Source organism: Tsuneonella deserti (genome assembly GCF_014644315.1).
In the GTDB taxonomy this organism is placed as follows: domain Bacteria; phylum Pseudomonadota; class Alphaproteobacteria; order Sphingomonadales; family Sphingomonadaceae; genus Tsuneonella; species Tsuneonella deserti.
Genome location: NZ_BMKL01000001.1, coordinates 1,425,879 through 1,439,635 on the forward strand (window position 1 = coordinate 1,425,879; position 13,757 = coordinate 1,439,635).

Annotated in this window: 12 protein-coding genes; 3 read left to right on the top strand and 9 right to left on the bottom strand. The window is 63.5% G+C overall.

Annotated features, from left to right (window positions below; all coding sequences use genetic code 11):
* Positions 1-46: 46 nt before the first annotated feature.
* The 9 genes from mce to pgi all read right to left on the bottom strand — a co-directional run bounded on the left by mce (position 47) and on the right by pgi (position 11,135).
* Positions 47-490 carry a methylmalonyl-CoA epimerase gene (gene mce, locus IEW58_RS06760; RefSeq protein ID WP_188645701.1) on the bottom strand — a complete coding sequence of 148 codons (444 nt, stop codon included), beginning with the start codon at positions 488-490 and terminating at the stop codon, positions 47-49.
* Positions 490-918 (bottom strand): hypothetical protein, encoded by a 429-nt coding sequence (locus IEW58_RS06765; protein ID WP_188644430.1) that lies wholly within the window; start codon positions 916-918, stop codon positions 490-492. The genes mce and IEW58_RS06765 overlap by 1 nt, the downstream gene beginning before the upstream one ends.
* A gap of 53 nt (positions 919-971) precedes the next feature.
* Positions 972-2,498 (bottom strand): acyl-CoA carboxylase subunit beta, encoded by a 1,527-nt coding sequence (locus IEW58_RS06770; RefSeq protein ID WP_188644431.1) that lies wholly within the window; start codon positions 2,496-2,498, stop codon positions 972-974.
* 77 nt (positions 2,499-2,575) lie between these two features.
* Positions 2,576-3,601, bottom strand: coding sequence for an NAD-dependent epimerase/dehydratase family protein (locus IEW58_RS06775; RefSeq protein WP_188644432.1), 1,026 nt, complete (start codon positions 3,599-3,601; stop codon positions 2,576-2,578).
* A gap of 58 nt (positions 3,602-3,659) precedes the next feature.
* Positions 3,660-5,015, bottom strand: coding sequence for a glutathione-disulfide reductase (gor, locus tag IEW58_RS06780; RefSeq protein WP_188644433.1), 1,356 nt, complete (start codon positions 5,013-5,015; stop codon positions 3,660-3,662).
* Between the two features lie 67 nt (positions 5,016-5,082).
* On the bottom strand, positions 5,083-5,778 hold the full coding sequence (locus IEW58_RS06785) for a VV20781 family protein (protein WP_506016862.1): 696 nt from the start codon (positions 5,776-5,778) through the stop codon (positions 5,083-5,085).
* A 130-nt stretch (positions 5,779-5,908) separates the two neighbouring features.
* The gene (locus tag IEW58_RS06790; RefSeq protein WP_188644435.1) at positions 5,909-7,348 is read right to left on the bottom strand and encodes a DEAD/DEAH box helicase; all 1,440 of its coding nucleotides are present in this window, start codon (positions 7,346-7,348) and stop codon (positions 5,909-5,911) included.
* 281 nt (positions 7,349-7,629) lie between these two features.
* Positions 7,630-9,507 carry a hybrid sensor histidine kinase/response regulator gene (locus IEW58_RS06795; RefSeq protein ID WP_229658478.1) on the bottom strand — a complete coding sequence of 626 codons (1,878 nt, stop codon included), beginning with the start codon at positions 9,505-9,507 and terminating at the stop codon, positions 7,630-7,632.
* Positions 9,508-9,617: 110 nt separating this feature from the next.
* The gene (pgi, locus tag IEW58_RS06800; RefSeq protein ID WP_188644437.1) at positions 9,618-11,135 is read right to left on the bottom strand and encodes a glucose-6-phosphate isomerase; all 1,518 of its coding nucleotides are present in this window, start codon (positions 11,133-11,135) and stop codon (positions 9,618-9,620) included.
* A 126-nt stretch (positions 11,136-11,261) separates the two neighbouring features.
* Here pgi and lepB point away from each other — a divergent pair, with 126 nt between their 5' ends.
* From lepB to era, 3 genes are read left to right on the top strand one after another with little or no spacing between them, the layout of a single operon-like run.
* The gene (gene lepB, locus IEW58_RS06805; protein WP_188644438.1) at positions 11,262-12,083 is read left to right on the top strand and encodes a signal peptidase I; all 822 of its coding nucleotides are present in this window, start codon (positions 11,262-11,264) and stop codon (positions 12,081-12,083) included.
* A complete protein-coding gene (rnc, locus tag IEW58_RS06810) occupies positions 12,080-12,751 on the top strand; it encodes a ribonuclease III (protein WP_188644439.1) in 672 nt (223 codons plus the stop codon). Before lepB ends, rnc begins: the two co-directional genes overlap by 4 nt.
* A complete protein-coding gene (era, locus tag IEW58_RS06815; RefSeq protein ID WP_188644440.1) occupies positions 12,748-13,653 on the top strand; it encodes a GTPase Era in 906 nt (301 codons plus the stop codon). The genes rnc and era overlap by 4 nt, the downstream gene beginning before the upstream one ends.
* The last annotated feature ends 104 nt before the right edge of the window (positions 13,654-13,757 follow it).

The following is a 13,757-nucleotide window of genomic DNA, read 5'->3' on the forward strand; positions in this document are numbered from 1 at the left end:
GATCGAGTGTCCTTCGGACAGCTTCGCTTCCCGGGCCGACGAGAGGTTAGTGAGAGTCCGAGCCCCGCGGCGTCTCCATGATCTCGGTCAGCTGACCCATCATGTCCTTGGGGTGCAGGAAGAAGATCGGCGTCCCGTGCGCGCCGATGCGGGTGGGGCCGAGGATGCGCTTGCCCAGCCCTTCGAACCACGCGCGGGCCTCGTCGATATCGGGCACCTCGTAGCAAAGGTGATGCTGCCCCCCGAGCGGGTTCTTCTCGAGGAACCCGCGGATGGTCGAGCCCTCGCCCAGCGGCTCGATCAGCTCGATCTGCGTGCCGTTCATGCCGGAATCCGTGGGAGTATCGACGAAGCACACCTTCACCCCCTGCTCGGGCATGTCGAACGGTTCGGTGATCTGCGTCGCGCCCATCACCTCGCGGTAATAGCCCACGCTGTCCGCGATCGAGGGCGTCGCGACGCCGATGTGATTGAGACGGCCGAGTTTCATCATCGCAATAGATTCCACGCCTCGAAGTACTGATCCATCCACCCGTTGGGGTATAGGTCGAGTGGCTCGCACTCGAAATGCATCGATCGCTTGTCACCGTCGTTTCGGTTGCGACCAGCGGCTTCGGCTCCTGCGAGCCAAGACTGATGACTGAGTTTCACATGCTCAGCTACAATTGAACTAGGAATAATCCAGCAATCAGGTTTTCTGATCTGCGGCTCCGAAGGCCGGACGAAGCAATAAAACAGCCCCTCTACGGCGGTTTCCGCACTGCTCTTAAGTTGCCACTTTTTGCCCGGCTCTCGCATGGTCTTTACCTGCAAGGATCCAAGCGGCTTCCCTGCTAAGTCGGAGACCAGAATGTCGATATTCGGCACATTTTTCGAGACGAGGGCAGCAAGGAAATTCTGGCGCAGCAGCTGATACATGACGAAGTGCTCGCCAGCGGCGCCCGTAGTTGATGTAGGCCTACGCGCCATGGCTAAAGCGGAATATTGTCATGCTTCTTCCACGGGTTCTCAAGCACCTTCCCGCGTAGCTTCCTCAGCCCCAGCGCGATCCGCCGCCGGGTCGAGTGCGGGTAAATCACCTCGTCGATGTAGCCGCGGCTTGCCGCCACGAACGGGTTGGCGAAGCGGTCCTCGTATTCCTTGGTCTTCTCGGCGATCTCCTCCGGCCCCAGCCCGCGGAAGATGATCTCCACCGCGCCCTTGGCGCCCATCACGGCGATCTCGGCGGTGGGCCAGGCGTAGTTGAGGTCGCCGCGCAGGTGCTTGGAGGACATGACGTCATACGCCCCGCCGTAGGCCTTGCGGGTGATCACGGTGATCTTGGGCACGGTAGCCTCGGCATAGGCGAACAGCAGCTTCGCGCCGTGCTTGATGATGCCGTTGTGCTCCTGCGCGGTGCCGGGGAGGAAGCCGGGCACGTCGACGAAAGTCAGGATCGGGATCTCGAACGCATCGCAGAAGCGCACGAAGCGCGCGGCCTTCTTGCTCGAATTGATGTCGAGCACGCCAGCCAGCACCATCGGCTGGTTGGCGACTACGCCCACCGTGCGCCCCTCGACCCGGCCGAAGCCGCAGATGATGTTGCCCGCGTGCGCCGGCTGGACCTCGAAGAAGTCCCCCTCGTCGAGAACTTTGCGGATCACTTCGTGCATGTCGTAAGGCTGGTTGGCGTTGGCCGGGATCAGCGTGTCGAGGCTGTCCTCGGCGCGGTCCCACGGATCGCTCGTCGGGCGCTCGGGCACCGGTTCGCGGTTCGACAGCGGCAGGTAGTCGAAGAACGCGCGCGTCGCCATCAGCGCCTCGATGTCGTTCTCGAACGCAACGTCAGCCACGCTGGTCTTGGTGGTGTGGGTGATCGCCCCGCCGAGCTCTTCCTGCGTCACGACCTCGTTGGTCACCGTCTTCACCACGTCCGGCCCGGTGACGAACATGTAGCTCGAATCCTTCACCATGAAGATGAAGTCGGTCATCGCCGGCGAATAGACCGCCCCGCCCGCGCACGGGCCCATGATCAAGCTGATCTGCGGCACCACGCCGCTCGCGAGCACGTTGCGCTGGAACACCTCGGCATAGCCGCCGAGACTGGCAACGCCCTCCTGGATGCGCGCGCCGCCGCTGTCGTTGAGGCCGATGACCGGCGCGCCGACCTTCAGCGCCATGTCCATCACCTTGCAGATCTTCTCCGCGTGGCGCTTACTCAATGAGCCGCCGAACACGGTGAAGTCCTGGCTGAACACGAACACCAGCCGCCCGTTGATCGTGCCAGAGCCCGTGACGACGCCATCGCCCGGGATGCGCTGGCTCTCCATCCCGAAGTCCATGCAATCGTGCTCGACATACATGTCGAGCTCCTCGAAGCTGCCTTCATCGAGCAGGACGTCGAGCCGCTCGCGCGCGGTCAGCTTGCCCTTGGCGTGCTGCGCGGCAATGCGCTTCTCGCCCCCGCCCATGCGCGCGGCGCTGCGGCGGCGTTCGAGTTCGGCGATATTGGCGGACATGCGCTCTCCCGGGAAAATTTGCCCAAGCGGTTAGTCGCGGGACAGCGCGGCGGTCAACACATCCTGGCTGGCTGCCGCTAAAGCCGGACGATGCCCTGTGCCACCAGGCTGCGGCCGGTATCGAGCACGGTCTGGTCCGCTGGCATCGTGGTCCAGCCCAGCTTGTCCCTGGCATGCTGCCCGGACACGACCTTCTTCTTGCCGACCTCGCCCGCGATCTGGCGGATTTCGCTGTTGAATAAAGCCATGAGCTTGAGGATCGGCGTAGGCATCCGTCGCGTCGGCACCTTGCGCGCATCCGCTCCCATGTGATCCCGCAGGACGCGGGCCATGTCCCCCATCCACATGAAGTCCGCCGCACAGGCGAAACGCTCGCCACGAATGGTCTCGGGCGAGGCTTCGAGTGCGAGAACGTGCAAGCTCGCAACGTCCCGCACATCGACGATCGTGAACCCTATGCGGGGGATGGCGGGTATCTCGCCGGTCAGGAAGCGCCGGACGAACTCTATCGATGCGGAAAGATCGTCGTTCACCACAGGCCCCAGCACGGCCACCGGGTTCACGCTGCAGAACGCCATGCCGGCGGCGTTCCCGGACACCCAGTCGCGCGCAGCGCGCTCCGCGATGGTCTTGGACTTCACGTAAGGCTGCACGCCGGGCGCATCGGGATTGGTCCAGTCGCGTTCGTCGAAGGTCGTTTTCGACGCGGGATGTCCGTAGGCAATCGCGGCCGAGCTGCTTGTCTGTACGAAATGCTCTACGCCCGCCGCGTGTGCGAAGCGGAGTGCCCTTAGCGTGCCCTCGCGCGCAGGAACGATCAGCTCGTTCTCATCCTTGGGCACTCCTACCGGGAACGGCGAGGCGACGTGGCACACATGAGTGCAGCCTTCGTTGGCAAGATCCCACCCGGCATCGTCCATCAGGTCCGCCTCGAACACGTAAAGCCGATCGCCCGCGCCGGGCCAGCGGCCACGCAGCCGCGCCTCGCTCCTGGCCTTGCTGCGGACGGTAGTGCGCACGCACCAGCCCTTGTCCAGCAACTGGTCGATCACTTCGCCCGCGATGTAGCCGGTACCCCCGGTGACCAGAACCGTGCCCGCCATTTGCTTGTCTCCCCTTCGCGAAAGACATAGCCCATCCCGCTTGTCCGGGGGGAGAAATTTACCTCAGCAGCACCAGCTCTTCGGCCATGGTGGGATGGATAGCCACGGTGTCGTCGAATTGCTCCTTGGTCAGTCCGGCCTTCACCGCCACCGCGGCGGCCTGCATGATCTCGGGCGCTTCGGGCCCGATCATGTGGAGGCCGAGGATCTTGCCCGTCCCCTCGGCGCAGATCATCTTGTAGAGCGAGCGCTCGTTGCGACCGGCGAGCACGTTCTTCATCGGCCGGAAGTCGCTCTCGTATACCTTGACGACACCGTACTTGTTGCGCGCCTCTCCCTCCGTCATCCCCACCGCTGCGAGCGGCGGATGGCTGAACACCGCGCTCGGAATGGCTTCGTAATCGACGGTGCGGGGATTGTTGCCGAAGACGGTGTCGGCAAACGCCTGGCCTTCGCGGATGGCTACGGGGGTAAGCTGCACGCGATCGGTTACATCGCCCACGGCATAGATATGCGGGACATTCGTGCGGCTGAATTCATTGACCTTGACCGCGCCTCGCTCGCCAAGCTCGACCCCGGCGTTCTCCAGGCCCAGCCCGTCGGTGTTCGGCACACGCCCGGTGGCGAAGAGGACGCAGTCCACCTCGAGATCCTCGTGATTGGTCATCGATACGCTGAGGCTGCCGTCCGGGTTCTGCGCGATACCGCGAAAAGAGGCGTTGAACCGGAAGTCGATGCCCTTCGCCAGGCTGATCTGCAGCAGCCGGTCGCGCAGGGATTCGTCGTAGCCGCGCAGCAATTGATCCGACCGGTTCATGATCGTGACCTTGCTGCCGAACTCGTTGAAGATGCCGGCGAACTCGTTCGCAATGTAGCCGCCGCCAGCGATCAGGATGCGCGGCGGCAGGGCATCGAGGTGGAACGCGTCGTTGCTGGTTACGCCCAGCTCATGGCCCGGGCAGTCCGGGACGTGGGGTCTCGCTCCAGTCGCCACGAGGATATACCTGGCCGTCACCGTGCGACCGCCGCCGAGCCTCACCTCGTGCGCTCCGATCAGTGTGGCGCGGTCGAGAATGATATCGACATCGTGGTTTTCAAGCGTGTTCGTATAGAGGCCGTTGAGCCGGTTCACGTCGCGCAGAACGTTGTCGCGCAGGACGGACCAGTCGAACTTCGGGTTTTCTATGGTCCACCCGAAGTTGGTTGCGTCCACCAGGTCTTCGGCGAAGTGCGCGCCATAGACGAGCATCTTCTTGGGCACGCATCCGCGAATGACGCAGGTTCCGCCGACGCGATGCTCTTCGGCTACCGCCACCTTCGCGCCATGGCTTGCCGCCACCCGGCTTGCCCGGACGCCGCCAGAGCCGGCACCGATGACAAACAAGTCGTAGTCGTAAGTGGGCTCACTGGCCATGCGCATCTCCTGTCAGTAGGCGCATATGGCCGGGGTGGCCGGGGATGCCAACTCCTGCGAGTTTGGATCACATGTCGAGGTCGTGGATCGCAGGATCCCAGAAAGTCGCGAGGGAGACCGCCGCGATGGTGACCGTGCGGGCAACGCCCGGATCCACGGGCGCCGAAAGCATCAGCGCAGGTCGGCCCGTGAGTTCGAGCGCACCGATCTCACGCCCATTCTGCTCAAAAACATATCCTACCGGCGTCAGACTCGGCATCGAGGTTCCGGCAATATGGTCGACCGAGCGGAATCGCACCATCTCCCCGCCCAGTGCAATTTCGCCGCGTCGTTCGTAGCGCGTGATCGCCGAGCCTCCGCCGACGACCTCCTGCAATTCAAACCGTGCCGGGATCGGGCGGCCCTCTGCCGTGAAATCGCAGCGATACGCCATCGGCTGCATGGTCACCTCGGCCAGCCCGAGATCGAGCGCATGTTCGCGCATGGCGCAGCGCGCTTCGATGGTGGAGCTGATCTGGGGCCCCGCGATAGTGAAATCGCTGTGGCCGCGACGCGCGATGGCTCCCCCGAACGACCATCGGTCGAGCGAGCGATCGAATGTGCCTCTGTACTCGCCGGCGGTGAAGTGCCCGCCCGGCATACCGCCGATCCCCGCTATCTCGGTGCGAGCTGACGCTTCTGCGAGCGACGCGGGAAGCCTCATTTGCGCCGGAGCGCATGCGCCGACGGCAATGAAAGAAAGAACGTGGAGAGCACGCGGCATCGCAGAAATCTTGACTAGCCCCGAAGAACAGAGCGGCGCGACCCGTAATGGTCAGGAAAACACAAAGTTACCTGAACAAGACCTGTCGCGCCCCTCCGGATTCGAAGATGCTGGATAACGAACCGCGCGATTAGCCGCGGGCGTGGCGCGGTCCGCTGCCGCCCTGCCCACCGCCACTGTTGCGACCGCCTCCGATCCGGCCACCGCCACTCTGGCCCTTGCCACGGAAGCGCCTCTGGCGGTTGGTCCCGCCGGACTGTCCTGCCTTCTCCCCCTGACGTTCGCCGCCGTGCTGTCCCTGCCGCGGACCGCGATCGTTGCGGCGATCGCCGAGCGGCTTGGCGTAGACCTTCTTCGGTGCGCTGCGCTGCTGCTGGCCGGGATTGCCCTTGGGACGCACGATCGGCGCGTCCTCGATGAAGGCGCGGAAGTTGTCGGGCAGCGGCAGGCGTTCGCAAGTGACGCCCGTCAGCTTCTGGATGTCGCGCAGGTAGGCCCGCTCATCCTCGGCACATAACGTCAGCGCAATGCCGTCGGCACCGGCGCGGGCGGTACGGCCGATCCGGTGGACGTACTGCTCGGGCACATTGGGCAGCTCGTAGTTGATCACGTGGCTCACACCCGAAACGTCGATCCCGCGCGCGGCGATGTCGGTCGCCACCAGCACCTTGACCCGGCCGGACTTGAAGTTCGCCAATGCGCGCTCGCGCTGCGGCTGGCTCTTGTTGCCATGAATTGCGTCGGCCTGGATGCCGGCCTGCGCCAGCTTTTTCACCACACGATCGGCACCGTGCTTCGTGCGGGTGAACACCAGCACCCGGTCCATATCTTCGGTCTTGGGATATCGTTTCTGCAGCATCAACTCGAGAAGCGCCTGCTTTTCGCTCTGGCTGACAAGGGTGACGTACTGATCGACGCGCTCCGCCGTGGTCGCCGCAGGCGCAACCGAGACGTGCGCCGGATTGCTGAGGTACTGCTTCGACAAGTCCTTGATCGAACCCGGCATCGTGGCGCTGAACAGCAATGTCTGGCGCTCTTTCGGCATCAACGCGACAAGCTTGCGCAGCGCGTGAATGAATCCGAGATCAAGCATCTGGTCGGCCTCGTCGAGGACGAGAATCTCCACGCCGTCGAGACGAACCGCCTTCTGGTCGACCAGATCGAGCAGCCGTCCGGGGGTGGCGACCAGGATATCGGTGCCCCGATGAAGCTTGTTGCGATCCTTGCCCACGGATGTGCCACCGACGATCACGTCGACCTTTAGGCCGGTGAAGCCACCGTAGTCCTCGGCACTCTTGGCGATCTGGCCGGCCAGTTCACGCGTAGGAGCGAGCACGAGCATGCGCGCCGACTTGAACGGGGTTTGCCGTCTGGCCTCGCGCAGGCGATCGATGCTGGGCAGCATGAACGCTGCGGTCTTCCCGGTTCCGGTCTGGGCGATACCGAGCAAGTCGCGCCCTTCCAGCACGAGCGGGATCGCCTGGGTCTGGATCGGCGTGGCGACGGTGTAGTTCTTCTGCTCCAGCGCCTGGAGGACGGGCTGCGACAGCCCGAGATTTTCGAATGACATGTTCGTATTCTTCTTCGCGTAAGCGGCAGCGCGCCGTGGGAATCCGGGAGCGGATTCCGCGCGTGCAGCGGGTGGTGGAGCCCGGAACGGACCCCGTTAACGACCCGCGTGAATTGGGAAGTCTGGATAATGAACCGAAGCGCGGCCGGGGCAGTTTGAGCACGATCGAAGTGACACTTCGATGGCAGCCCAGCCCGCCTGTTCACGCTGCAAGGCGCTTCGATGCGCCGGCAAATGGTCTGTCAGCCGCGAAAAGTCAAGCTCCGGCCCGCGAAATCGCGTCAGCCACTCGCCACCATCCGTCCGATGAGGTCGCCCAACTCGCGCTCGGAGAACGGCTTTGCGAGCCGCGGCACCTCCAGCGCAGTACCCTCCGGCAGATCCGCGTATCCGGTGATTATCGCGGAGCGGATCGCAGGCTGGACTATCTTCGCTTCGCGGATGAGGTCGGCGCCGTTCATCCCGGGCATCGCGAAGTCGGAGAGCAAGAGATCAAACTGCCGCTCGCGCAATGCAGCGAGTGCGTCGGCGCCGGAATACCTCTCCGTCACCTCGTGCCCCATGTCCTCGAGCATGGTGACGGTATTGAGAAGCACGATCGCATCGTCGTCCACGGCCAGTACCCGCAGCGGAGAAGCGCCTTCGGTTTCTGGTGTGTCCTCCTCGGGCTGGGCCAACGCGGGCGACTGCGCCGTGAGGAGCCAGATCGATGCGGTCGTGCCCTCACCGGGCGTGCTCTCGATGACCAGCCGTCCACCGCACTGCTCCGCCATTCCCTGGACCATCGAAAGGCCAAGGCCCGTTCCCTTCCCAACACCCTTGGTGGTGAAGAATGGTTCTGTCGCACGGGCAATCGTATCGGCGTCCATGCCCTCCCCGTGATCGATGACCTGGACCCGGACATATTGTTGCCCGTCGTCTTCCATCTCCGGGCAACCGATCTCCAGCTGGATGCTGCCCCCCGCCGGCATCGCATCGCGGGCATTGACGATGAGATTCGTGAGCGCGAGCTCGAACTGCGCGCGATCGGCCATGACTGGCGGGACCCGCCGCGCGAAGCACATTTCCAGGGCGATATTGGGACCAATGGTCGAACTGAGCAGCTCGACCGTCTCGCGCACGCTGCCCGGCAGGTCGACCGGCGCTATCTCGAGCTCCTGCTTCCGCGCAAACGACAGGAGTCGACTGGTAAGCGTCGCCCCCCTCCGCGCGCCTTGCATCGCGTTGTTCAGGAACGGCACCGCGTCATCGCCCTTTCGAAGCCTGCGGAGCGCAATCTCGATGCTGCCGCAAACGGCCGCCAGAATGTTATTGAAATCGTGCGCCACGCCACCTGTGAGCTGGCCGATCGCCTCCATCTTCTGGGACTGAAAGAATTGTTCCTGCGATCTGACAAGAGCTTCCTGGGCATTCTTCCGATCGGTCAGGTCACGCGTGATCTTCGTGAAGCCGATCAGCGCGCCCGCTTCGTCACGGATCGGATCGATGACCACGTGCGCCCAGAACCGCCGTCCGTCCTTGCGGACCCGCCAATCTTCGGCTTCAAACCGGCCTTCCGTTCGCGCGGTTTCCAGGGCTCGCTGGGGGACGCCCGCCTCTTGATCTTCTTCCGGATAAAAGCGCGAGAAATGCTGCCCGATGATTTCTTGGGCCGAGTAGCCCTTGAATCGCTCGGCGCCTGCGTTCCAGCTCGACACGTTGCCGCTCGGATCGAGCATGTAGATGGCGTAGTCGGTCACCTGCTGCACGAGCAGCCGGAACCGTTCCTCGCTTTCACGGAGCGCTTGTTCCGCTTCCCGTCGCTGCGACAGGTCTCGGGTAATCTTGGCGAAGCCCAGGTGGTGTCCTGATTCGTCCCGGATGGGCTCCACGACGACGTTGGCCCAGAAGCGAGTGCCATCCTTGCGCACGCGCCAGCCCTCGGCCTCGGAAATGCCCTCGGCAAGCGCCCGTCCAAGCGCCCGCTCGGGCAACCCTGCGACACGATCTTCATCGCTGTAGAAGACGGAGAAGTGCTGGCCGATGATCTCGTCGGCACGATAGCCCTTAAGCCGCTCAGCACCCGTATTCCAGCTGCTGACGATCCCTTGCTGATCGAGCATGTAGATCGCAAAATCGCTGACGCTCTGAAGAAGCAGATCGGCTCGATTATTGGTCAAATTCAATTCCGCCATCCGCTCAGCGCGATAGCCCCCCCTATGGCTAATCGGCGCTCAAACGGTTCATTTAGTCGATTGTTCCGGAAAGATTGCGCGAACGAAATCGTGTGTCAGGACAACTCGGCCGCCTCGATAAGCGAGCAAGTGCTGGCATCGAATTTTCCGCTTCCGGAATCGATCCGGTTGGCGATCGCCTTGCCTAACTCCACGCCGAACTGGTCGAAGGGATTGATTCCCATCAACACCGCATTTGCAAAAGTACGATGCTCGTGGAACGCGATGAGAGCCCCGACCGTGGCCGGGTCCACATCGTCAACGAGGATGGTGGCACTGGGACGATCGCCAGGATAATCGCGCGCTGGCTCTTCCCCCTTCTGGCCCGCCATCAGCGCCGCACCCTGAGCGAAGCAATTCATCAGCAATATTCGATGGTGCGCGGGGTCGAGTACATCCCCGGGGGCGATGCTGGCGATGAAATCGACCGGCACCTCGATGGTACCCTGGTGAAGCAACTGGAATACCGCGTGCTGCGCGTCGGTGCCCACTCCCCCCCAGGTAATCGGCGCGGTGATACGCTGGACCGGGACCCCGTCAGTGGTCACGCGCTTGCCGTTGGATTCCATTTCGAGTTGCTGGAGATACGCCGGAAACAACGCGAGCCGTTCGTCATAAGCGAAGACTGCGCGGGTCTGGCAGTTCCGGACCGCCGCGTAATAGCGGTCCGCAAACGCGGCCCGCAGCGGCAGGTTCGCCCTCCCCTCCGTTTGCCGGAAGTGCTCGTCGATCGCGCGAGCCCCCGCGAGCACCGCGTCAAATTCCGACCACCCGACGGCAAGTGCAATCGGAAAGCCGATGCTGGACCAGAGGGAGTACCGTCCGCCGACTGTCTCGGGAAAGGGTAATACCCGCGTCTCGTCGATGCCCCAATCGACTGCTTTTTGCGGAGCGGCGGTGAGCGCCACCACCTTGCCATAAGGATCGGCGATCCCGCTGCGCTCCAGCCATTCGAGCGCGCTCCGGGCGTTCGTCATCGTCTCGATGGTTGTGAAGGTCTTTGAGGCCACCGCGATCAAGGTGGTCGCCGGATCGCATTTTGCAAAAGCCGCTTCGAGCGCGAGGCCGTCGATGTTGGAGACGACATGGACGTCGACCAGCGCGTCTTCCCGGGCCAGCGCATCGATGGCAAGCTTCGGGCCCAGCGCGGATCCGCCGATGCCGATGTGGATGAGATGGCGGACTTCGCCGAGCGCGCCGCGATGGATGGCATCCACCAGGATGTGCATCCGCTGGTGAAGCGCTTCCGCTTCCTCGACCGCCGCCTCGGACCCCGTTCCGCGCTGGGCAGCATGATCGGCCGCCCGGTCTTCGGTCACGTTGACGCGCTCTCCGGCAAACAACGCATCTCGCTTGCGGGTAAATTCGCTCGCCTCCGCGAGAGCTTCGAAGGCCGAAAGAAGCGCATCGTCGAGATGCGTCTTCGACCAGTCGAACAGTGCCCCGCCGCCTTCCCATTCGAGGCGTCCCGAGAACTTCTCGACCCGTGCTGGATCGGCATCGAACAGCGCGCCCAGGGTCTGCCGCGGGCATCCCTCGATTTTTTGCCACGCCGCTCCCGCTGCTTCACTCACGCATAAAATCCTTTCCCATGGGGCAGACACCCGACTAGGGACTGCCGCAATGTTTGCAAGCGCCCGCGGCCCGTTTCCAACCTACGTTGACCCGGCCCCCTCCAGCGGCGATTACCCGGTGACACCGTGAGCAGCACGCCCGCGTCACCTGGAGCTGGCGAAAACGAAGAGCCGAAGGAAACGCTCGGGTCCTTCACGTGGTTTGTCGTCAAGCTCGCGCTTGCGGTGTTCCTGTTCCGCGCCTTCGTCTTCTCCTTCTATTCGATCCCTAGCGAGTCGATGCTGCCTCGCTTGTGGAACGGCGACTACTTCATCGCGGCCAAGTGGCCGTATGGTTATTCGCGCTGGTCGCTTCCGTTCAATCTGCCGCTCATCCCCGGCCAGGTCCTGGGTGCCCTGCCGGAACGCGGCGACGTCGTGGTGTTCAAACATCCGGTCGATCACGTCGACTACATAAAACGGGTCATCGGCCTGCCCGGCGATACGGTCGAGGTCAAAGGTGGGCAGGTGATCCTCAACGGTGTTCCGGTGAAACGCGAACGCATCAGCGAATTCCTGTTGCCGACTTCCGCAAACACCGCCTGCGTGACCGGCGGACGCCCGGTACTCGCCGCTGGCGCCCATGCTTGCGATTACATGCGCTATCGCGAAACGCTTCCGGCCGGAATATCGTTCGACACGCTCGATTTCGGTCCGACCCCGCAGGACAATTTCGGCCCCTTTCTGGTACCGGACGGCAGTGTCTTCGTGATGGGCGACAACCGGGACAACTCCCTCGATAGCCGCTTCCCGGCAAGCGCGGGCGGCGGGGTCGGAGCGGTGCCGGCCGACTTACTGGTAGCGCGGGCAAGCGTCATCGTGTGGTCGACCGACGGATCGGCAGATTGGATCAAGCCGTGGACTTGGTTTTCTTCCGCGCGGTGGAGCCGGTTTGGACACGGCATATGAGTGAACTGGACGGAAAAACCCGGGAATGGCTGGCGCGAACCGGCTTCACGGTTCGCAACGAGGCGAGGTGGCGCGCCGCGCTGACCCATGGCAGCACCGGGGAAACAGAAAACTACGAGCGGCTGGAATGGCTTGGCGATCGCGTTCTAGGCCTTGCCATATCGCACTGGTTGTTCGAGCGCTCCGACGCCGCCGAAGGTCAGCTCGCCCAGCGGCTCAACGCCCTCGTGAGCCGCGATGCTTGTGCGTGCATTGCGCGCGACATCGGGGTGCCGGAGCACGCCCGCCTCGGCAAACAGGCCCGAGATGACGGGGCCCACGACAGCGACAATGTGCTGGGCGACGTCATGGAAGCTTTGCTGGGCGCAAACTTTCTCGACGCAGGGTTCGATCCCACGCGGGATCTGATCCGACTGCTCTGGCGCGAAGCGATGGAAGGTCGCCGAGGGCGCTCCAAGCACCCCAAGTCGGCCTTGCAGGAGTGGGCTGCCGGGAGTCGCCGCAAGCCTCCCGAATATTCGATCGTGGAACGGTCCGGCCCGGACCATGCCGCTCGGTTCACTGTCCGGGTCATGGTGCATAACGTGGGCGAGGTCGAGGCGACCGCAGCCAGCAAGCAACAGGCGGAAACCGCCGCTGCCAAGCTATTCATGGAGAAGTTCGGATGACCGAGGAAGCGGAAACACGCTGCGGCTTCGTCGCGGTCATCGGCGCCCCTAATGCGGGTAAGTCCACCCTGGTCAACGCGCTCGTCGGGCAAAAGGTGGCCATCGTTTCCGCCAAGGCGCAGACCACCCGCGCGCGCCTGCTGGGAATTGCGCTTGAGGGCCCCGCGCAGATGGTGTTGGTCGACACTCCCGGCATTTTCACCCCGAAGCGCAAGCTGGACCGGGCCATGGTGAGCGCTGCGTGGGAGGGTGCCGAAGCCGCCGATGCGATCCTTCTTGTTGTCGATCCCGTCAAGCAGCGGCGGCACGAGCTCGAGCCTCTCATCGAAGCGCTCGACAAGCGGCCGGAGCGCAAGATCCTTGTGCTCAACAAGGTCGACGTCGCGAAGAAAGAGCCACTGCTCGCGCTCGCCCAGGAATTTGGGGAGAAGGCAGACTTCGCCGAGATCTTCTTCGTGTCGGCGCTGACCGGGGATGGAATTCGCGAGTTGAAGACCTCGCTCGCCGGAATGATGCCGCAGGGGGAGTGGGTCTATCCCGAGGATCAGGTCTCGGACGCCAGCGAACGCCTGCTGGCCGCGGAAATCACCCGCGAGCAACTCTATCGCCAGCTTCATGAGGAACTGCCCTACGATAGCGCCGTGCGGCCCGAGAAATACGTGGAGCGCAAGGACGGCAGTGTCGAGATCCACCAGCAGATCGTGGTGGGGCGCGAAACGCAGCGCCCGATCGTTCTCGGAAAGGGCGGAAGCAAGATCAAGGCGATTGGTGAAGCCGCTCGCGCGGAACTGTCTGAACTGCTTGGGCGCAAGGTCCATCTTTTCCTCCACGTAAAAGTGGAGGAGAACTGGGCCGAAAACCGCGAAATTTACGAGGAAATAGGGCTCGACTTCGGGCGCTGACCAGTTCTGCCAAGTGCGCGTTCTGGTTTCGGCGGACTTGCGCTAGTGCGCAATCCAAGGCGCGCCCCGGTATTCAGGCGCCGCGTCCCTGCCCGGGAAACGGC